Origin of the sequence: Paenibacillus sp. SAFN-054, from assembly GCF_051966755.1 — a bacterium.
Taxonomy (GTDB): domain Bacteria; phylum Bacillota; class Bacilli; order Paenibacillales; family Paenibacillaceae; genus Paenibacillus_AQ.
In genome coordinates, this window is record NZ_JBQCKS010000003.1 from 189,775 (window position 1) to 208,575 (window position 18,801).

Consider the following 18,801-nt stretch of genomic DNA (forward strand, 5'->3'; position numbering starts at 1 on the left):
TTGAATACTTGTCTTCCGCTGAAATGATATACTATTCGAATGGGTAAAATAAATAAGAGAACGCGCGCATCAGGAGAGGATGGATAAGAACATGTCAAACCGCAAGTGGCTGCTCGGCCTGACGGTTCTCGTGCTGATTTTTGGTTTTGTTCTTGCCCGCTTTTTTGCTTCCACGACAAAGGTGGACGATTTGGTGCGGCGTATGGGGCCGGATAAGTCCGAACAGGCCGCAGCGGTCAAGCATGTGGTCCTCATTGCGCAGGAGCTCGATAACCCGTTCTGGCGGGAGATGGAGCAAGGGGCAAGCGATGCCGCGGGCAAGCTCGGGATGCAAATCGATTACATGGGGCCGATCCGGATTAATCCGGAGGAGCAGCGGAGGCTTCTGGAGAAAGCGATCGCAGCGAAGCCGGATGCGATTCTGGCTCAGGGCATGGGCGATCTGGATTACGGCCTTCTCATGAATAAAGCGGTAGAGCAAGGAATTCCAGTGCTGGCCGTGGATGCGGACGAGCCGGATAGCCGGCGGCTGGCCTATGTCGGAACCGATAATCTGGAGGCGGGCAAACAGATGGGAGAGCTGGTGCTGGAAGAGAACAGCGGCAGCATCGGCGTCATTATCGGCAGCGAAATGGCTGATAATCAGAGGCTTCGACTGGAGGGCTTTCGTTCCGCGATTTCGAACAAACCTGGTTTGAAGATCGCCGACGTCCGCTCGTCGAATATATCGCGAATTGGGGCGGCAAAGCAGACGGAGGCGATGCTGAAGCAGCACGGGGACATTCGCGTGATCGTGGGCTTCAGCGCTTTGGACGCTGCCGGCATTCTCGAAGGGATACAGGCGGCGGGCAAGGAGGGTATTCGCGTATACGGCTTTGACGATATGGAAGCGACGCGGAAGGGGATCGGCGAAGGAACCATCCGCGCTTCGATCGTACAGCAGCCGGCAGAAATCGGTGCAGCGTCGGTGCGCTTATTGGATCAAGTGTTTCGCGGGAAGAAGATTTCGGGGCAGCACTTCGTCCCTGCGAATATTCTGGATCGCAAGCAGCTGCAGACTGGAGGGAGCGGCCGATGAATATGCGCCGAATGCTATTCATTGTCATTCCCCTCCTGTTTATTTTGAACAATGCGGCATCCTTCTTTATTTTTCAAAGCGGCCGGACGGTTCAGCAGAGCTATAATCTGATGCTGGACCGGGTATTATTATACAAACAGATTGATGAGAAGACGGGGGAGAACCTGCGCGCCATGAGCGTCTACATCATGGATCGCAGCAAGCAAAGCCTAGCTTCCTATCAGAACCAGAATAATGAGTTGAAAAGGCTGCAATCGAGCTTTGCCGGGCAGCGTGCGCTTGCTTCCACCGAGCTGACCGTTCGAAGCTTCGGGCATCTGCTGGATACGTTTGTTATCCAGGAGCAAGCCGTGATGGATGCATTGAGCAGCCGAACGCCACTGGCCTATGCCGCCTCCTATGCGGAGGCAGAGAAGACCGCGTCATTCATCCAGGAAGAAGCCTATCAGTTGATCGATCAGGAGCTCAGCTATTATCAGCCATTCTACCGGAAAATCCTCACGCAGACGGAAGTCATGAATGTGTGGGGGATTGCGGTATTTATTACGAATACGCTCATCAGCGTACTGTTCGCTTACTGGATTTCCCTGCGGATTACGAGGCCCATAAAGGAGCTGGTGAATACGGCGGAGCAAATCTCCGCCGGCAATCTGCAGGTCGCCCCTCCCCGGATGGGCCCTCATGACGAGTTCCGGATTCTGTCGGAAGCTTTCGGGCAAATGCAGGAGAACCTGAAGCAGCTGATCCTGAAGGAGAAGGAAGGACTGGAGAAGGACCGCCTCGTGAAGGAGCTGGAACTGGAAGTGCTGCAGAACCAGATCAATCCGCATTTCCTTTTCAATTCCCTGAACGTGCTGTCCAAGCTGGCCTTGATCGAAGGCGCGGAGCGGACAAGCGACCTGACCGTGTCGATGTCGAACCTGCTGCGGTACAACCTGCGGCAGCTTGACCGTCCGGTGCCCCTGCGGGATGAAGTGGAGCATGCCAAGGAGTATTTCGTCATTCAGCAGGCGCGTTTTCGCGAACGGATCCGGTTCGAAACGCAGATTGATGACGCAGGGCTGGATGTGTTGGTACCGGTGCTGACCCTGCAGCCGATTCTGGAGAACATCTTCGTGCATGCGATTGAAGGCATGGAGGAAGGGGCGGTCATCAGGCTGGCTGTTCAGTACTCGCCGGACGAAACCCGGATAGCGATCTCGGATAACGGGATCGGAATGAGCGAGGAGGTCCGGGAGTCTCTTTTACACTATGATGCGGAGCGCCCGCATCCGCGGGAAGACAAGGAGAAAGGACATTCTACCGGCCTTGGGACGCGCAACGTGTTCAGGCGGCTGGAGTTGTTTTATAACCGTAAACATATGATCGACATACAAAGCGAGCAGGGAAAAGGGACGACGGTCCTCATTCGCATCCCTGCTTCCGGAAAGGAGGAGGAACATGTATCGCCTACTGATCGCGGATGATGAAGCGCTGGAGCGGGAGGGCATTGAATGGATCGTCAACCGGATGATGCCGGACACCTTCGAAATTATCCACGCGGAGAATGGCCGCATCGCCATCCAGAAGGCGTCGGAGCTGCATCCTCATATCGTCATGATGGACGTGAGAATGCCCGGCATTCAAGGGCTGGAAGCGCTGAAGGAGATTAAGGCTCACAACCCCGGCGTCAAAATGATCCTGATCACCGCCTATGAGTACTTCGAATATGCCAAGCAGGCGTTATCCCTCGGGGTGCAGGAGTATTTGGTCAAGCCGGCCAAGCGGGAGCAGATCACGGCTGTGCTGGAGCGTTTCGTTCATGAAATCCGTGAGGACCAAAGGCTGCGGAACGAGCAGCTGGCCCTCAGGGACAAGTTCTTTCAGCTGCTCCCGCTGGCGGAGACGGAAATTGCCCTTCACTTGATGTCGGATCAGGTGAACGAAACGGAGGTAGAGTACCTCGCCGACATGCTCGGCCTGTCCATCCGCCAGGGATGCGGGATTGTGCTGGCCTTCCCGGACATCGGGGACGACAAGAAGCGGGTGTACGATACGGTCAAAACCATGACGCATGAGCTGACCAAGGACCGCTGCGGCGCGGTGGTCAGCTCGATGGTATACAGCCATATGGCCGTATTTCTGCTGGGACCCCCGCAAAGTGCGGAGCGAATGATCAGGGAAGGGGCCCTGCAGCTTGGCACGAAGCTTGCTGAGGCGCTTTCAGAGCAATGCGGGATTCAGATTTCCGTCGGCATCGGTTCCGTGCAGGCCCAAGCAGCGGGAATACGCCGGTCTTATTATGAGGCGGTCTTTGCATCCAAATTCGAGAACCGGTGGGGTAGTATCTGCTCCTTCGAGGAATTGACCAAGGCCGGAAAAAACGGCGTGGATCCGGCATCCGTTATGCGGCAACCCGGCGGCGAGGCCGCGGAAGAGAGCACCTATGTGGAGCTCGCCATCCGTCAGATTCGCGAAGAACGGGAACAGAGCACCTCCAATATGCTGGACCGGGCCCTGGCATATATCCGTGAAAGGTTCCGGGAGGACATGTCGCTTGAAGACGTGGCGGAGCATGTGCATCTGAATCCGTACTATTTCAGCAAGGTATTCAAGCAGCAGACCGGCGAGACGTTCATTGACTACGTGACGAGGCTGCGCATTGATAGAGCCAAGGACATGATGAAAGACGGCGAACTCAGCCTGAAAGAGGTATGCTATGCCGTCGGCTATAAAGATCCCAATTATTTCAGCCGCGTATTCAAGAAGGTGACGGGCGTAACGCCGTCGGAGTACCGCATGCAGCTGCGATAGGAACGAGGGTGAGAACAAGGGAGTCCATGCCGGACGGGCATGGATTTTTTTGTGGTTGGAAGACGAATTCGTGCTAGGCTTACGGCTCCGGCGCGGCGCAGATGGAACCCGGAGCAATTTTATGCTGGGATAACTTAAATTAGTGAAGGGATTGGGCAGCGAGCTCCCGCCAGGCCCGTGTTACAATAAATTTAAGCAATATGACGTAAAGATCACATGAAGCAAATTCAGCGAAGAAGGGACATCAGACGATGAGCTCAAATATAAAAGAACAAGACGGACAACAGCAAGTCAGCATGAAGTTCGTTACTTTGGTTTCCATTGTAGCCGCTCTCGGCGGACTCCTGTTCGGATTTGACACGGCGGTAGTGTCGGGAGCGGTTGGTTTCATGAAGGACCGCTTTGACCTGAATGAGTTTCAGGTCGGCTGGGCCGTTTCCAGCCTGATTATCGGCTGTATCGTCGGCGCGCTGAGTACCGGCGTGCTGAGCGAGAAGTTTGGCCGGAAGAAGATTCTGATCACGGCCGCGATTCTATTCATTATCGGGTCGATCGGTTCGGCGATCCCCGATACGTTCAGCGGGTTCATTATTGCCCGGATCGTCGGCGGGATCGGAATTGGCATCACGTCAACGCTGTGCCCTCTCTATAATGCGGAGATTGCGCCTGCGAAATACCGGGGCCGACTGGTCGCACTGAATCAGCTGGCAACCGTAACCGGTATTTTCCTTGTCTACTTTGTTAATCTGTGGATCTCCGGTCTCGGCGACGATGCCTGGGACATTTCCACGGCGTGGCGCTGGATGTTCGCGTTCGGCATCATTCCGGGCGTCGTGTTCCTGGTGCTGTTGTTCTTCGTACCGGAAAGCCCAAGATGGCTGATCAAGCAAGGGCGCGCAGCGGAGTCGCTTCCGATTCTGCTTAGAATCCATGGCGAAGAGCTGGCCAAGCAGGAAGTGCTCGATATCAAGGAATCGTTCAAGCAGGAGAACGGAACGTTCCGCCAGTTGTTCAAACCGGGCCTTCGAATGGCTCTCGTTGTGGGCGTAGGCCTGGCCATTCTGCAGCAGGTGACGGGTATTAATGCCGTCATGTATTACGCACCGGAAATATTCAAGCAGACCGGCGCAGGCACGAATGCGGCGCTGATCCAAACGATTCTTGTCGGCTTGATCAACTTCCTGTTCACGATTCTGGCCATTTGGCTGATCGACAAAGTGGGCCGCAAAGTGCTGCTGCTTGTCGGATCCGCCGCCATGACCATTTGCCTGGCCGTGATCGGAATCGCGTTCCAAACAGGGCATACCTCGGGTCCGCTCGTGCTTATCTTTATTCTGATATACGTCGCCGCTTTTGCGGTTTCCCTCGGACCGGTGGTCTGGGTGATTATCTCTGAAATCTTCCCGAACCGTGTTCGCGGCATCGCGACGTCGATCGCCTCCATGGCGCTGTGGGCAGCCGACTACGTCGTGTCCCAGGCCTTCCCTCCGATGCTCACTTCGGCGGGTCCTGCGATGACCTTCGGCGTGTTCGGTATCATGTCGCTGATTACCGTCATCTTTACATGGCGCGTCATTCCCGAGACCAAGGAGAAATCTCTGGAGGAGATCGAAATGCTATGGGCCCCGAAAAAGGCTTAAAAGCGGCGGTGTGAAGCGTATAAATGGGTCGTTCAACACGGATAACATACAAGCAAAAGGCACCCGCCGGGGTGCCTTTTGCTCGTTATAATGTCTTTTATGATGTCTTTATACTTTATGGAAGAATGTTGCCCGCTGCGCGGTAAATGGCATACCATTCTTCCCGAGTGAGGCGGATGTCGGATGCTTTGCAGCAATCTTTCAGACGCTCGATATTCATCGTACCGATCACCGGCTGCATGTTCGCCGGATGGCGAAGCAGCCAGGCGATGGCGATCGTGGTGTTGCTGACTCCGTAGTTGGCTGCAACCTCATCAATTTTTTGATTCAGCTCCGGGAATTTATCGTTGTCTAGGAACACGCCTTCGAAGAATCCGTATTGGAACGGAGACCACGGCTGGATGGTGATGTCATGCAGCCGGCAGAAGTCGAGTACGCTGCCGTCCCGGTTTACGGCGGCTTCATTCTCCATGTTCACGTTGAAGCCCTGGGAGATCATGGTGGTGTTCGTGATGCTGAGCTGGAGCTGATTGGCCACGATCGGCTGCTTAACATACTTTTGCAGCAGCTGGATTTGCATCGGATTCTGGTTGGAGACGCCGAAGTGGCGCACTTTGCCGGAGCTCTCTAGCAGATCGAAGGCTTCGGCCACCTCTTCCGGCTCCACGAGCGTATCCGGGCGGTGCAGCAGCAGCACGTCCAGATAATCGGTCTGAAGACGCTTCAGAATGCCGTCAACCGAGTTCAGGATATGCTCCTTGGAGAAATCGAACATCCCTTGACGGATGCCGCATTTGGATTGCAAAATGATGTTTTCGCGCACGCCGGGACTCATATGGATGGCTTCCGCGAATCGTTCCTCGGACGTGCCTCCGCCATAAATATCCGCATGCTCGAAGAAATTGGCCCCTTCTTCAAGCGCCGTCTGAACAAAGCGCTCGGTTTGCTGCATGTCCAGCGACCCAATGCGCATGCAGCCTACGGCAACAACAGGGACCTCTAACGTACTGGTTCCCAGCTTCATCGTTCTCATGCCTATGTACCTCCGTTTTTGATAAGTAATACACCATAACACGCGGGGCGTGCAGGACGCCTACACCGTCTATTGTTGCACACGCAGAGAGCGGTTTCAATATGGGTGGGAGAAGCAGCGCTTAAGAATCGGCTTCGTGCCGGAAGGCTGCCGTAAGCCAGCCGGACCGGCGGCACCCGGTTCGTTGCAACGCTTCGGATAATATGCTATGACTGAACTACAAAAATAAAGAGATATAGGTGTGAATAAGATGACAATCAAAGCACTATTCGTGGCCCCATACGCAGCAATGGAAAAGTTAATTGAGGAGTGCCGTGAACAGGAGACCGATATGGATATTCAGATTCGGATCGGGAACCTGCAGGAAGGCGTGGAGCTGGCGAAGCAGGCGGAAGCGGAAGGGTTCGAGGTCATCATCAGCCGGGGCGGAACGGCAAAAATGATTAGCGAGGCCGTGAGAATCCCGGTGATCGATGTGCATGTTTCGGGGTACGATATGCTCCGGGTGCTTACGCTGGCCAATGATTTTCCGAGGAAAAAGGCCATTGTGGGATTTCCGGCCATCACAGGCGGAGCCAAAGCGATTATTGATCTGCTCGACATTCCGATTGACATGTTCACCATTCATGACGAGGATGAAACCGAGGATCTGCTGCACCGGTTGAAGCAGGAAGGGTATGAGCTGATTATGGGCGACGTCGTTACGTTTGAAACGGCATCGAGACTGGGGCTGATCGGGATTTTGATCCAGTCCGGGAGGGAGTCCCTTTTTGACGCGTTCAAGGAGGCGAGGACGGTAGCCCGCTGGTTGTCGGCAGGAAGGCAGGAAATTGAAAGGTACAAGGCCGTTCTGCAGGTAGCGGCGGAGGATATCGTGGTTGTATCCGGGCAAGGTGAGGTTGTATACGAGCAGTGGCAGCATTTCAGCCCCAGGTTGGCCGGGGCCATCGGACTGGACAAGGATGCGTTTCTATTAGACCGCCCCGGTAAGGAAATCGTTCATGTCTCTGATCCGGAAGGGCAGCCGGTCAAAGTGATCAAAACGCCGATCGAGGTGGGCGGATCGCAAGGTTTGGTCTGCGAATTTATCCGGCAGCCGGTTCATCCGTCCGCAAGTGACAAAGTGGAGGTTGACAGGAGCCCGGCGCCCCTGATCATCCATCAAAGCGAGTCCATGAACACCTGTCTGGCGATGGTCGAACGCAGCCTGTCTTACGATGGGTTTGTACTGATCGGGGGAAGAGGCACTGGCAAAAAAATGCTGGCCCGCTATATCCATGACCGGAAGTTTTCGGGCGAAGGCTTATTCGCTTCCGTGAAGGCGCCGGATTTGAAGGAAGTATGTCCGGAGAGCATCGATGCCGAGATCAAAACCTTGTATATTTGTGATTTTGACCGGCTGGAGGACCGATTGGAGGAAGCCCACCTGCGGAACATTGAGGCTTTGAGAAGCAGAGGGTTGGTCCTGATCTTCGCCATGACTGAAGAGCAGCCGGTTGGGGAGAATAGGATATATGATGATGGAATAATCCGGATTCACATTCCTGCATTGTCAGAACGAAAAGAGGATCTGAGGGAGCTCGTGACGTCATGCCTGCTCCATTTCACCCAGACACTGGGGACCTCGGCGATCCGGATGACCGAGAAGGGATTCCGCCTGCTCGCGGATTACAACTGGCCCGGCAATGTTTCGGAGCTGAGGGCACTGCTGCAGGAAGCCGTCATGCTTGAAAAGGGTTATGTCATCGGACATGAGTTAATCGAGCAGCTGCTGGGCCGTAAAGATGGCGAGGGAGGCGTATCCTCCAGACTTCTGAAGGGTACGCTTGCGCAAATTGAGAAGCGAATCATCGAGAAGGTGCTGGAGGAAGAGGGCTTCAACCAAACGAAAGCCGCAAAGCGGCTGCAAATCAATCGCTCCACGCTTTGGCGTAAACTAAAGGAATAGCTTCATACCTGACATTTTAATAATTGTTTAAAAATGCAACGATTTTGATCTGTTACTCGTTAACAGTCTCAAAAGTGTTGCATTTTGTTTTGTAAGCGATTAATATAATGGGTGTAAACGCAATCATTACGTAGCACTGTTGAAAAATACAACACAGGAGATGAGACAGCTATGAAAATCAAGGCAGCCATAGACAAGGTTCCCGGCGGAATGATGTTGATCCCACTGTTGATCGGCGCCATCATCCGTACGTTTTTTCCGGGCATCTTTGATACGCCTGAATTTAAAAGCTCATTTACGGGCGGGCTCCTGACAGGGACCTCCGCGCTGCTGGCGGCTTTTTATATTTGTTTGGGTTCAACGATTCGCTTTCAGGCAACCGGTTACATTCTGAAAAAGGGCGTCAGTCTCTGGGTCGGTAAAATCGGAACCACCTTCATCATCGCCCTGCTGATCAAAGCCATTTTCCCGGATCAGAACAATCTGTTCCTGGGTCTGTCCGCGCTTGCGATTATCGCTGCCTTCTCGGACACAAACGGCGGCCTGTACATGGCACTGATGGGCCAGCTGGGCAAAAAGGCCGAGGATGTCGCCGCTTATTCCATCATGTCGCTGGAATCGGGTCCGTTCTTTACGATGCTGATTCTGGGTGTGGCAGGCTTGGCCAGCTTCCCGATCATGGCGTTCGTCTTCGCGATTGTGCCGCTCGTTCTCGGCATGATTCTCGGCAACCTGGACGAGAAGATGCGCGAGTTTCTCAGTAAGGGCCAGGATGTCATGATTCCACTCTTCTCGCTGGCGATCGGTGCAAGCATCAACCTGGCCAACGTCGTTAAAGCAGGCGCCTCCGGGATTATCTTGGGGCTTGGCGTCGTTGTGATCACAGGCGGCATGCTCTTCCTGATCGACCGTCTGACAGGCGGCGACGGCATCGCCGGGATCGCGGCCTCCTCGACAGCGGGCAACGCGGCTGCCGTACCTGTAGCGGTAGCTGCCGTGTACAGCGGCTACAGCAGCATTGCGGCCACCGCAACGCTGCAAGTGACCGCGGCAGTTATCGTGACGGCGATTCTGACACCGCTCCTGACCACATGGTTTGCCAAACGGGCGCAGCGCCGGAAAGCACAAGGATAGGGGAGTCGGTCTGATATGCAGCATTTCTATATTATTGCAGATGATTTAACGGGGGCCAGCGATGCAGGCGTCCAGCTCTCGAAGAAGGGAATTTCCTCGACCGTATATCTGGACTTCAAGGAGGTCCCGGTACAGCATGGCGGCGATGTGGCCATTATCGATACGGATAGCCGGGCGGTCAGCGGCCAAGAGGCGTATGATCGTGTGAGTGAAGAGAGTGCGGTTTTCCTCAGGCAAGGTTATGAACAGGTGTACAAAAAAATAGACTCCACGCTGAGGGGGAACGTTGCGGCCGAGCTGGCCGCAGTCGTCTCCGTGCATCAGCCGGAACTGGTTGTCGTCGCACCGGCTTATCCGAAGATGAACCGCGAAACGCTTGACGGCTATCAGTATGTCCATGGACAAAGGGTATCCGACACAGAGTTCGGGCGCGATCCGAAAACGCCTGTGAAAGACAGCTTTATCCCGCATTTGTTTCAGCCCTTCGTGGACATCGAGCGGATCTGCCTGATCGGCCGGAAGCTCGTGAATGCTCCAGGCAATCATTTTGTGGAAGAGATCCGCACGAAGATGTCACAGGGAAAAAGCTGGTTCATATGCGATGCGAAGACGGATGAGGACTTGCAAGTCATTGCGAAGGCATTTGCGGATATCGGCAAAAGAACGGTGTGGGCCGGCTCTGCAGGGCTGATTGAGTATCTGCCCGAAGCGCTGCGCCTGGAGCGGAGCGGAGGACATGGCCGGGAGCAGCTTAAAGCCGGCAGAACCTTAACCGTGTCTGCAAGCCTGTCGCAGGTTACCAAGCGGCAGCTGGAGCAGGTGCGGACGATGCCGGACACTTACTTTGTAGAAATCGACCCGGTAGAGCTTGTCCGCGGCACTTACGTAGTGCGGGATGTGATCGATGCGCTAGCCGGGGCGAAGGATAAGAAGCATTTTGTATTGTTCGTGGACGCTTCGGATCAGAATAGAGAAGCAACGAGGAAGCTCGGAACCGAGCTTTCTCTCGGCAAAACCGAGATCAGCGAGGCGATTTCGCAAGAGCTTGGAGCCATCGCCCGCGAAATCACGGATGGCTTCAGCGACGTTCAAGGGCTGGTCCTTACGGGCGGCGACACGGCGAAAGCCGTATGCAGCAGGCTGGGCATGAACCGGATGCAGCTGTGCGCAGAGGTGGAAGCCGGGCTTCCGCTCGGCCAGCTGAAGAACGCAGCAGATACCCGCTCCTACTGGGCCGTGACGAAGGCCGGCGGGTTCGGGGATGAGCGTTCATTAATCAATGTGCTGAAATATATGAGTGGAGAGGATGAATGACATGAATGAACAGAAACCAATGATAGGAATCACGATGGGAGACGGGGCAGGGGTCGGGCCGGAAATCATTCTGAAAAGTCTGCAAAACCGGGAGATCTACGACCTGTGCCATCCGGTGGTCATCGGCGACAGCAAAATCCTTGAACGGGCCAAGTCTTTCGTCAACAGCAGCCTGAAGATCGAGACGGTTACGGATGAGATGCTGGGCCAATTGCCATTCGAGTTCGGAACGGTTTATTGCCTGGATCTGGACCTTTTGAGCGCCGATCTGCCGCTCGGGCAGGTATCCGCGGAAGCCGGACACGCGGCCTTCGAATACTTGGCCAAGGCGATCGATCTGGCGAAGAAGCAGGAGATCGATGCGATCTGCACCGCGCCGCTGAATAAAGAAGCGCTGCATAAAGGCGGCCACCAGTATCCGGGCCATACCGAGATTTTGGCCGATTTGACAGGCACAAGCGAATTTTCCATGATGCTGTCTGCCCCGAACCTTAAAGTCATTCACGTGACGACGCACGTGGGCATCATCGATGCGGTGAAGATGATTAACCCGGAACGGGTTTACCGCGTGATTCAGCTAGCGCATGATACGCTCACCAAGTCCGGGATCGATCATCCGCGCATTGCTGTCTGCGGCATTAATCCGCATGCCGGCGAGAACGGTCTGTTCGGTTACGGAGAGGAAGAGGAGAAGGTGGTTCCCGCTGTCCGGAAGGCACAGGAAGAAGGAATCAACGTGGTTGGCCCGCTGCCGGCGGATACGCTATTTTTCCGCACCGTCCGCGGCGACTTTGATATCGTCGTCGCCATGTACCATGATCAGGGGCATGGTCCCGTCAAAGTGCTCGGGCTGGATGCAGGGGTGAATATCACCGTCGGCCTGCCGATTATCCGGACCAGCGTGGACCATGGAACCGCGTTCGATATCGCGGGCAAGGGCATCGTGGAGGAGAAGAGCATGATGGAGGCGATCCGCCAAGCGGTGGAACTGGCCCCCAAGAGAAATTAGAGCGCAGATTTAGACCCGGGCTCATGCAAAAGAGACCATCCCAGAGGCACCGGATGGTCTCTTTTTTATGGCAGGGCAGTCGGAGCCAGAATGTGAAATGCGGGAAAATTCCGGAGTATTCCGAACATCAGCGTGATGATTAACATCAGCGTCATGATTCCTTTGCTGAGCGGCAGCATGTGTTTCTTGTAAGCAACGAAATATACGGCGTACATGGGAATCAAAGCAAACACAAGCGGGTTAAACCGGAATGCCTGCACGAAGTCCAGGTTCAGCACCGACAAAACGGCCCTTGTAATCCCGCATCCTGGACAATACCATCCCGTCATGGCATGCAGCGGGCAGGGAATGGTCAAGTGCGTCATGGGGACCCATACCTTAAGGTAGAGCAATCCTGCCGCCGCCAGTGAAACACCCCATATCAGCTTGGGGTGCCTCCGTGGATTCAGCTGCTTAAACGAGATTGTTGACATCGTTCTGAACCATGGCATAGGTGACGATGCTGAGCCCGAATAAGTTGAGGATTACATACAGCACCGAGTTGTCCGTTGCCATAAGCCCGCGGTGTCTCTGGGCAACAGCCATATGCTGGCCTACCTGATACGCCCAGATAAAGCTCCAAATGCCACAGGTAACGAGGGTTAGCAGAAAATGTTTCACTCCCGTAAAAGAAGGATCCCCGCTCAGGCTGCCCACCTCATCGGTCAATACAATAAACCAATAAATCCCGTAGATACCACATGTGACGAGGGTAAGAATAATAGCTAACACGATATTTCTCTGATTCAAAGATAGGTCACCGTCCCGATTATTTTTACGCAAATTGGATGAAAACGACAATAAACCTCCAAATTTGACATTATTATATTAGGTGAGGAGGCATATATTGGCAAGGAAAATAATCCCTTTATGATATTCCGCGGCCCCTTGCGAATATGCATACCCAAAAACCCTTGATATTTCCATCCCTTCCCTTCAAAATGAAGAGAACGCTAACCAACAAGGGAGTTATAAGAAAATGATTGATGTTTCAGCACGCAATAACGTCAAGGTGATGGGCCATGGAGAGCGTACCCTGATGTTTGCGCATGGTTTCGGGTGCGAGCAGAGCATGTGGAAATATATTGTACCTTCTTTCGAAAAGGATTACCGTCTCGTATTGTTTGATTACGTCGGTTCGGGACATTCGGATCACGCGGCCTACACATCGGAGAAGTATGGAACGTTCCGCGGTTATGTGCAGGACGTGCTGGATATCGTGGACGTGCTGAAGCTTGAGAACGTGATATTTGTCGGCCATTCGGTCAGCTCAATGATCGGGATGCTCGCATCCATTGAACGGCCGGACATTTTTGATAAATTGGTTATGATCGGACCTTCGCCTCGTTACTTGAACGACGGGGAGGAATATTTCGGAGGCTTTGACCAGAGTGATATAACCGAGCTGCTGGATATGATGGAGATGAATTTCGCGGGCTGGGCCAGCTTTCTGGCTCCGCTCGCGATGAATGCGCCGCAATCGCCCGCGCTCACGCAGGAGCTGGAACGGAGCTTCATTGCGGGAGATCCGGTCATCGCGCGGGAATTCGCGGAAGTCACCTTTATGTCGGACCATCGGAAGGAGCTTCCCAAATCCACGGTGCCGACCCTGATTATGCAGTGCTCGGAGGACAGCATCGTACCGATCGAAGTGGGGCAATATTTGCACAAGCATCTGAAGAACAGTACGCTGCGCCTGATGGAGGCCAAAGGCCATTATCCGCATATCAGCCATCCGGAGGAAACCGTCCGCGATATTCGTGAATTCCTTGGGGTGAACACACAGCGATGACGAACATGGATGAGCGATTGAAATATGCTCCTTGTGGATACATCTCCATTACCCACGAAGGGATTGTGACCGATGCCAATCAGACCTTTCTGGATTTGATGGGATACACCCATGGGGAATTGGTGCAGAAGCATTTCGAATCCCTCATGTCGACGGCCAACAAGCTGATGTTTCATTCCTACTTTTATCCGCAGATCAATTTGGAGGGACGGGTGGAGGAGCTGTTCATAAGCTTGAAGGACAAGCAGCAACAGTCGATGCCATTCATCTTGAACGGAAGGCGTTTCCAGGATCATGGCACCGAGGTGATCGATTGCGTGCTCGTACAGATGAAAAAACGCATTGATTACGAGCAGGAGCTTCGGTCCGCGAAGAAACAGATTGAAGAAGCGTATTGGCAAAAGGATCAGGCTCTCGCCAAACTGGAGCAAATCCATAGGGAGATCGAGCAAAAGCAGGCCGAGCTGATGGAAATCAATGCAATTTTGGTGGAGCTCTCCGAGACGGACAAGCTGACAGGGCTCAAAAACCGCAGATACTTCCAGGAGAAGCTGGACGAGCAGCTGAATGTATATGTCATCACGGGGCAGCCTTTTTCATTGATCATGCTCGACATTGACCATTTCAAGCTGGTGAATGATACGTGGGGGCATCAGACGGGAGATGAAGTGCTGGAGATGCTGTCGAGAATTCTGACTTCCCACGCAGGGAGTGAGGATGTGGTGGCCAGGCTGGGCGGGGAGGAGTTCGTCCTGATTCTGCCTCATACCGATCTGCAGCAGTCGAAGAGAACCGCCGAACGATTGCGGCTGGCCGTCTCCAGCGCCTCGTGGCCGACCGGCAGCCTCACGGTGAGTTTGGGAATTGCGATGGTAAGCCCGGGCGAGACGGGAATATCGCTGCTGAGAAAAGCCGACGAGGCGCTGTATGCTTCCAAGGAAAGCGGCCGGAACCGCGTGACGCATTACAGTGAAATCAAGAATCCGAAAGCATAAAAAACCGGAAGAGCGTCTCTCTAGGAGAGATCAGCTTTCCGGTTTTTTTGATATGAGGGCGAGGGCTCAGCAGCCTCAGGCATGGATCGGCTTGACAGGTCGTCCGTTGCTTCAGGTTTGATCCATCTCTTCTACAAGTAATCCACGGGCTGATCCGACTCGGTATAAACCGAAATCAGAATAACCGCCAGCTCATCTCCGATATTTTTGACGAAATGGGGCGTGCAGGCATTCCATGAGAAGGAATCCCCTTCGGCGAACTCGGCTGAATCCTCACCCTGCTCGGCATAAATCCTGCCTTGTATGACCACGTGTACCTCTTCGCCTTCATGCGCATGCGGCATATCTCCCGTTGAAGCGCCGGGCGGCACCTCCACCCGCATCATGCGCATGTTCTTGGTAGAGCTGAGATGCTCGACCTTCAGCTGCTGCGAACCGCTCGTCGTGATCTTCCGCTCGTCTTTGCGGACGATACGCATGCGTTCTTCCTTTTTGAGAAGCAGGTAAGCCAAAGGCACGTTAAGGGATTGGGCAATATGTTCAAGCGTGGCGATGGAGGGAGAGGTTTTATTGGTTTCGACCTGGCTCAGGAAGCCTTGGGAGAGGCCGGTTTCATCGCAAATTTGCGCAATCGTTATATTTTTTCGCTTCCGGATGGCCCGGATGTTGGAACCGATGTCCATAAACTCACGCGTCCTCTGATATATTGGTAATACTGATTTTATATTTATATTAACAAATTCCCTGTTGACATGCCAACCTCAAGTAAGTTAAATTACTCATATAAAATATAATTTAATATTACTAATATTTTAACGAAGAGGATCTAGTAGCTAAACAAATCGGCTTATTTTTGTTAAACGCTATACGGCTTCATCATAGAGAACCATGAAGGAGTGAATGCATATGATGCCATCTTACTTTTTTGCGCATGGCGCGCCATCGCTTGTGCTTGAACAACATGCGTACACGGATTTGCTGAAACAATTCGCAGCGGATATGCCGAAGCCGAAGGCGATCGTCATCTTTTCCGCCCATTGGGAGGAACGTGTGCAGACGGTAAGCGCGGTGAACCGTTACAGCACGATTTATGATTTCGGAGGGTTTCAGGATGAGCTGTACCTGATGACCTATCCGGCTCCCGGGGACCGTGCTTTAAGCGAACGGATTCAGTCACTGTTCACGGCAAACGGCATTCCGAGCCAGCTAGACGATGAAAGAGGGCTGGATCACGGGTCTTGGGCGGTGCTCAAGCTCCTTTATCCGGATGCGGATATTCCAGTCGTTGCGCTGTCCGTCAACCGTTATCTGACCAACGCGGAGCAGTATGAGATCGGAAAAGCATTAGGCGAGCTGAGGGAACAGGATGTGCTCATCATCGGCAGCGGCGGGACTGTCCATAATCTGCGGAGCGTCAATTGGCGCGCCCAAGGCGTGGATGAATGGGCCGGGGCCTTTGATCACTGGCTGCAGAGTAAGCTGGAGTCCTGGGATACGGCATCGCTGTTTCATTACAAGGAGCTGGCGCCGTATGCCCGGATGGCGGTACCGACCAGCGAGCATTTCGTTCCGCTGCTGATTGCTATGGGCTCCGGGGATGCGAACCGGCATGCCGAGCTTGTCCACCGCAGCTACCAGTACGGCAACTTGAGCTTAAGCTGCTGGAAGTTCAGTTGAACGCAAACAGGACAGCCTTATCGGAGGCTGTCCTGTTTTTGTTTTTGCATGTATTCGATTCCCGTAGCCGTGCACACTGCGATTTATTCGGCGGCAAGTCCCTTCTCATGCTCCAGCAGCCATTGCTTCCGCGTCAGTCCGCCGCCGTATCCGCCCAGGTCCCCGCTGGAGTTAATGACGCGGTGACAGGGAATGACGACAGCCAGCTGATTCGCGCCATTGGCCTGGGCTACGGCCCGGTATGCGGTGGGCTTGCCGAGCGCCTGGGCGATACCTGCATAGGAGCGGGTCTCTCCCGGAGGAATGCGCCTCAGCTGCTCCCATACGCCAGTCTGAAAGGGCGAGCCGAGCAGATGGAGCGGTGTTGCAAATTGGCTCAGCTTTCCGTCGAAGTATAACGTGAGTTCACGCTCAATCGAGCGGATCGGACTCGTCATTCCGGGAATAATCGCTGACTTCGTTCTTTGCCGCAGCCGCTCCACTTCCCGCTCCAAACCCCGCCGGTCCACAAACTCCAGCAGATATAAGGCCTCTTCATCGCTGATCACCATCATGGGGCCAAGACGCGTATCGATCCAGGCGGCCTTCAGCACCTTTCCGTCTTCGATGCGCGTGGGAGCCGCCCCCATAATACGGGAGAAGGCGTCCCGGAAACCGCTGCTGGATTCATATCCGGTCGAGAGCTGCGCGTCCAGGACCGTCTGCCCGGAGCGGATGCTTTTCATGGCCAGCCCCATGCGGCGGGCGCGGGCATACTCGACAAAGGTCATGCCGAAGCGCTTTTTGAATTGGCGGCGCGCCGTGGATTCATCCACCGACAGCGCTTTGAAATCCGCTTCCTTCCATCGCTTCTCCGGATGTGCTTCCACCGCCTCGACAAGCAGACGTACGATATCGGACACGTGATTGGGATGCGACAACGGCCTGCAGCGCTGGCAGGGGCGGTAGGAGGCAAGCAGCGCCTGCTGAGCATTGTCGAAAAATTCGCAGTTCTCAAATTTGGGCTTGCGCGCGGGACAGGTCGGCCGGCAGAACACCCCGGTCGTTTTGACCCCTACGTAAAAGACCCCCTCATACTCCGTTCGCTTCTCCAGCAGCGCTTCGTAAAATTCCCCGTAACGTGCGGCAGACACCATGATTCCACTTCCTAACCTTGGATTGATGTCTTCATTATATCCTCTTGCCGAGCCGGGCGCGGCCGAAAATCAGGCATTTATTTTTTGGAGGCGCCCAAAATCTAGAATACGCGGCGCGCAGTTACGAACCGCTTCTTCCACTGGCCGTCAAAGGACTCCACATGAACGCCGAGCTCTTTGGAATAAGTGTGGAGAATTTGGTTGTTTCCCGCATAGATGGCGACATGGCCGATGTCCAGCTTGCGTGCGCTGAAGAACAGCAGATCGCCCTTGCGCAGGTCGTTCAGGCTGACTTCCTTGCCTGTTGTGGCTTGATCATAGGATACGCGCGGAAGTTCAATTCCAAGCGTGTCCTGGAAGACGCGTTTGACGAAAGAGGAGCAGTCGAAGGTTTGGGTCTGGTCGGAGGAAGCTCCAAAGACGTAAGGCGTACCCAAGTATTTCTTGCCGTAAGCGATCAGTGCGTCACCCTGAAGTTCAGCCAGAGCGGCGCTGGCGTAATCCGTATATTTCGGCTTGGCCGATATGTATCCGGTGCGGCCATCCGAGGTGCGTACTTCAAGCCAGGACGCGTTCACTTCGCGGATGACATGAACCTTGGAGCCCGCCGGCAGCATCTCTAGAGCCGTGCCCTGCTCGGCACTTGGCAGATTCCGCAGGTTCACGCCCCATAGGACGCTTGCCTGGGCGGTGCTTACGGCTGACGTAATCCGAACCGTTCGAGCAGCCTGATCCCACTTCACGGCACTCCCTAATGCCTCGCTGACCAAACGGAGAGGCACCATGGCGGATCCATCCGTAATCCGGCCGGGGATATCGACATGAACCGCCGAGCCGTTCACTGAAGCCGTCTGCTCGCCGATCCGATAGGTCAGCGTAGTCTCGCTTTTGGTTGCCGTGACAGTCTTGGTAACGTTATTCCACGCAATCTTGGCTCCCTCATGCTCAAAGAGATCACGCATCGGCACGAGAACGGTGCCGTTCAAGTTCAGGGGCGCAGGTGCCGGATGAAGCTGCTGGTCGTCTATAAAGATCGTTATAGGTTGTGCCGTCGTTTGGGCGCGGGAGGCCGTTTCGGCGTTCGTCGGGGCAGCATACGCCAAGGAGGCCGTTAATACAAAAAGAAGTGCGGTTTTGCCTTTATTCATCTGTTCATCACCTTGCTGTTGGATTTGTCTTTACGTAAAGAAACCATGTTGCTATTTGGTTTCTA

The 18,801-nt window shown here is 54.3% G+C and carries 17 protein-coding genes; 11 read left to right on the top strand and 6 right to left on the bottom strand.

What is annotated here, in order from left to right:
* The first annotated feature begins 91 nt into the window (after positions 1–91).
* The 4 genes from ACTHPM_RS16740 to ACTHPM_RS16755 all read left to right on the top strand — a co-directional run bounded on the left by ACTHPM_RS16740 (position 92) and on the right by ACTHPM_RS16755 (position 5,511).
* Positions 92–1,078, top strand: a complete 987-nt coding sequence (locus tag ACTHPM_RS16740) for a substrate-binding domain-containing protein (protein WP_440396629.1) — start codon at positions 92–94, stop codon at positions 1,076–1,078.
* Positions 1,075–2,544, top strand: a complete 1,470-nt coding sequence (locus tag ACTHPM_RS16745; RefSeq protein WP_440421609.1) for a sensor histidine kinase — start codon at positions 1,075–1,077, stop codon at positions 2,542–2,544. Before ACTHPM_RS16740 ends, ACTHPM_RS16745 begins: the two co-directional genes overlap by 4 nt.
* A complete protein-coding gene (locus ACTHPM_RS16750; RefSeq protein ID WP_440396627.1) occupies positions 2,519–3,871 on the top strand; it encodes an AraC family transcriptional regulator in 1,353 nt (450 codons plus the stop codon). The genes ACTHPM_RS16745 and ACTHPM_RS16750 overlap by 26 nt, the downstream gene beginning before the upstream one ends.
* Before the next feature lie 251 nt (positions 3,872–4,122).
* A complete protein-coding gene (locus ACTHPM_RS16755) occupies positions 4,123–5,511 on the top strand; it encodes a sugar porter family MFS transporter (RefSeq protein WP_440396626.1) in 1,389 nt (462 codons plus the stop codon).
* A gap of 115 nt (positions 5,512–5,626) precedes the next feature.
* On the opposite strand, the gene ACTHPM_RS16760 is transcribed toward ACTHPM_RS16755, so the two are convergent.
* The gene (locus ACTHPM_RS16760; RefSeq protein ID WP_440396625.1) at positions 5,627–6,544 is read right to left on the bottom strand and encodes an aldo/keto reductase; all 918 of its coding nucleotides are present in this window, start codon (positions 6,542–6,544) and stop codon (positions 5,627–5,629) included.
* 289 nt (positions 6,545–6,833) lie between these two features.
* Here ACTHPM_RS16760 and ACTHPM_RS16765 point away from each other — a divergent pair, with 289 nt between their 5' ends.
* From ACTHPM_RS16765 to pdxA, 4 genes are all read left to right on the top strand, one after another.
* Positions 6,834–8,492 (top strand): PrpR N-terminal domain-containing protein, encoded by a 1,659-nt coding sequence (locus ACTHPM_RS16765; protein WP_440421611.1) that lies wholly within the window; start codon positions 6,834–6,836, stop codon positions 8,490–8,492.
* Positions 8,493–8,663: 171 nt separating this feature from the next.
* Positions 8,664–9,626: a 2-keto-3-deoxygluconate permease gene (locus tag ACTHPM_RS16770; protein ID WP_440396623.1), complete on the top strand. Its 963-nt coding sequence runs from the start codon at positions 8,664–8,666 to the stop codon at positions 9,624–9,626.
* Positions 9,627–9,641: 15 nt separating this feature from the next.
* On the top strand, positions 9,642–10,940 hold the full coding sequence (locus ACTHPM_RS16775; RefSeq protein WP_440396622.1) for a four-carbon acid sugar kinase family protein: 1,299 nt from the start codon (positions 9,642–9,644) through the stop codon (positions 10,938–10,940).
* A 1-nt stretch (position 10,941) separates the two neighbouring features.
* Positions 10,942–11,949 (top strand): 4-hydroxythreonine-4-phosphate dehydrogenase PdxA, encoded by a 1,008-nt coding sequence (gene pdxA, locus ACTHPM_RS16780; protein ID WP_440396621.1) that lies wholly within the window; start codon positions 10,942–10,944, stop codon positions 11,947–11,949.
* A gap of 65 nt (positions 11,950–12,014) precedes the next feature.
* Here the strand turns inward: pdxA and ACTHPM_RS16785 are convergent, their stop codons facing one another.
* Complete coding sequence (locus ACTHPM_RS16785; protein WP_440421613.1) at positions 12,015–12,422, bottom strand: DUF2752 domain-containing protein; 408 nt, start codon at positions 12,420–12,422, stop codon at positions 12,015–12,017.
* Entirely contained in the window at positions 12,403–12,720 is a 318-nt protein-coding gene (locus ACTHPM_RS16790; protein ID WP_440396618.1) for a DUF4234 domain-containing protein, read from the bottom strand. Before ACTHPM_RS16790 ends, ACTHPM_RS16785 begins: the two co-directional genes overlap by 20 nt.
* Before the next feature lie 247 nt (positions 12,721–12,967).
* Between ACTHPM_RS16790 and ACTHPM_RS16795 the strand changes: the two genes are divergently transcribed.
* A complete protein-coding gene (locus tag ACTHPM_RS16795; protein ID WP_440396617.1) occupies positions 12,968–13,780 on the top strand; it encodes an alpha/beta fold hydrolase in 813 nt (270 codons plus the stop codon).
* Positions 13,777–14,775 carry a sensor domain-containing diguanylate cyclase gene (locus tag ACTHPM_RS16800; protein WP_440396616.1) on the top strand — a complete coding sequence of 333 codons (999 nt, stop codon included), beginning with the start codon at positions 13,777–13,779 and terminating at the stop codon, positions 14,773–14,775. Before ACTHPM_RS16795 ends, ACTHPM_RS16800 begins: the two co-directional genes overlap by 4 nt.
* Positions 14,776–14,906: 131 nt before the next feature.
* Here ACTHPM_RS16800 and ACTHPM_RS16805 read toward each other — a convergent pair whose 3' ends face one another.
* Positions 14,907–15,458 (bottom strand): helix-turn-helix domain-containing protein, encoded by a 552-nt coding sequence (locus ACTHPM_RS16805; protein ID WP_440396615.1) that lies wholly within the window; start codon positions 15,456–15,458, stop codon positions 14,907–14,909.
* Between the two features lie 223 nt (positions 15,459–15,681).
* On the opposite strand from ACTHPM_RS16805, the gene ACTHPM_RS16810 reads away from it, so the two are divergent.
* The gene (locus ACTHPM_RS16810) at positions 15,682–16,452 is read left to right on the top strand and encodes a dioxygenase family protein (protein ID WP_440396613.1); all 771 of its coding nucleotides are present in this window, start codon (positions 15,682–15,684) and stop codon (positions 16,450–16,452) included.
* 83 nt (positions 16,453–16,535) lie between these two features.
* Here ACTHPM_RS16810 and ACTHPM_RS16815 read toward each other — a convergent pair whose 3' ends face one another.
* Both ACTHPM_RS16815 and ACTHPM_RS16820 read right to left on the bottom strand, forming a co-directional pair.
* Positions 16,536–17,588, bottom strand: a complete 1,053-nt coding sequence (locus ACTHPM_RS16815) for a bifunctional transcriptional activator/DNA repair enzyme AdaA (protein WP_440396612.1) — start codon at positions 17,586–17,588, stop codon at positions 16,536–16,538.
* Positions 17,589–17,689: 101 nt separating this feature from the next.
* On the bottom strand, positions 17,690–18,736 hold the full coding sequence (locus ACTHPM_RS16820) for a C40 family peptidase (RefSeq protein WP_440396611.1): 1,047 nt from the start codon (positions 18,734–18,736) through the stop codon (positions 17,690–17,692).
* Positions 18,737–18,801 lie beyond the last annotated feature (65 nt).

Excerpts from the sequence above, each read along its gene's own strand:
- ACTHPM_RS16760 (WP_440396625.1), bottom strand. The coding sequence starts at position 6,544 with ATGAGAACGATGAAGCTGGGAACCAGTACGTTAGAGGTCCCTGTTGTT.
- ACTHPM_RS16785 (WP_440421613.1), bottom strand. The coding sequence starts at position 12,422 with ATGTCAACAATCTCGTTTAAGCAGCTGAATCCACGGAGGCACCCCAAG.
- ACTHPM_RS16810 (WP_440396613.1), top strand. The coding sequence starts at position 15,682 with ATGATGCCATCTTACTTTTTTGCGCATGGCGCGCCATCGCTTGTGCTT.
- ACTHPM_RS16745 (WP_440421609.1), top strand. The coding sequence starts at position 1,075 with ATGAATATGCGCCGAATGCTATTCATTGTCATTCCCCTCCTGTTTATT.
- ACTHPM_RS16765 (WP_440421611.1), top strand. The coding sequence starts at position 6,834 with ATGGAAAAGTTAATTGAGGAGTGCCGTGAACAGGAGACCGATATGGAT.
- ACTHPM_RS16775 (WP_440396622.1), top strand. The coding sequence starts at position 9,642 with ATGCAGCATTTCTATATTATTGCAGATGATTTAACGGGGGCCAGCGAT.
- ACTHPM_RS16750 (WP_440396627.1), top strand. The coding sequence starts at position 2,519 with ATGTATCGCCTACTGATCGCGGATGATGAAGCGCTGGAGCGGGAGGGC.
- ACTHPM_RS16805 (WP_440396615.1), bottom strand. The coding sequence starts at position 15,458 with ATGGACATCGGTTCCAACATCCGGGCCATCCGGAAGCGAAAAAATATA.
- pdxA (WP_440396621.1), top strand. The coding sequence starts at position 10,942 with ATGAATGAACAGAAACCAATGATAGGAATCACGATGGGAGACGGGGCA.
- ACTHPM_RS16740 (WP_440396629.1), top strand. The coding sequence starts at position 92 with ATGTCAAACCGCAAGTGGCTGCTCGGCCTGACGGTTCTCGTGCTGATT.
- ACTHPM_RS16820 (WP_440396611.1), bottom strand. The coding sequence starts at position 18,736 with ATGAATAAAGGCAAAACCGCACTTCTTTTTGTATTAACGGCCTCCTTG.
- ACTHPM_RS16795 (WP_440396617.1), top strand. The coding sequence starts at position 12,968 with ATGATTGATGTTTCAGCACGCAATAACGTCAAGGTGATGGGCCATGGA.
- ACTHPM_RS16755 (WP_440396626.1), top strand. The coding sequence starts at position 4,123 with ATGAGCTCAAATATAAAAGAACAAGACGGACAACAGCAAGTCAGCATG.
- ACTHPM_RS16815 (WP_440396612.1), bottom strand. The coding sequence starts at position 17,588 with ATGGTGTCTGCCGCACGTTACGGGGAATTTTACGAAGCGCTGCTGGAG.
- ACTHPM_RS16800 (WP_440396616.1), top strand. The coding sequence starts at position 13,777 with ATGACGAACATGGATGAGCGATTGAAATATGCTCCTTGTGGATACATC.
- ACTHPM_RS16770 (WP_440396623.1), top strand. The coding sequence starts at position 8,664 with ATGAAAATCAAGGCAGCCATAGACAAGGTTCCCGGCGGAATGATGTTG.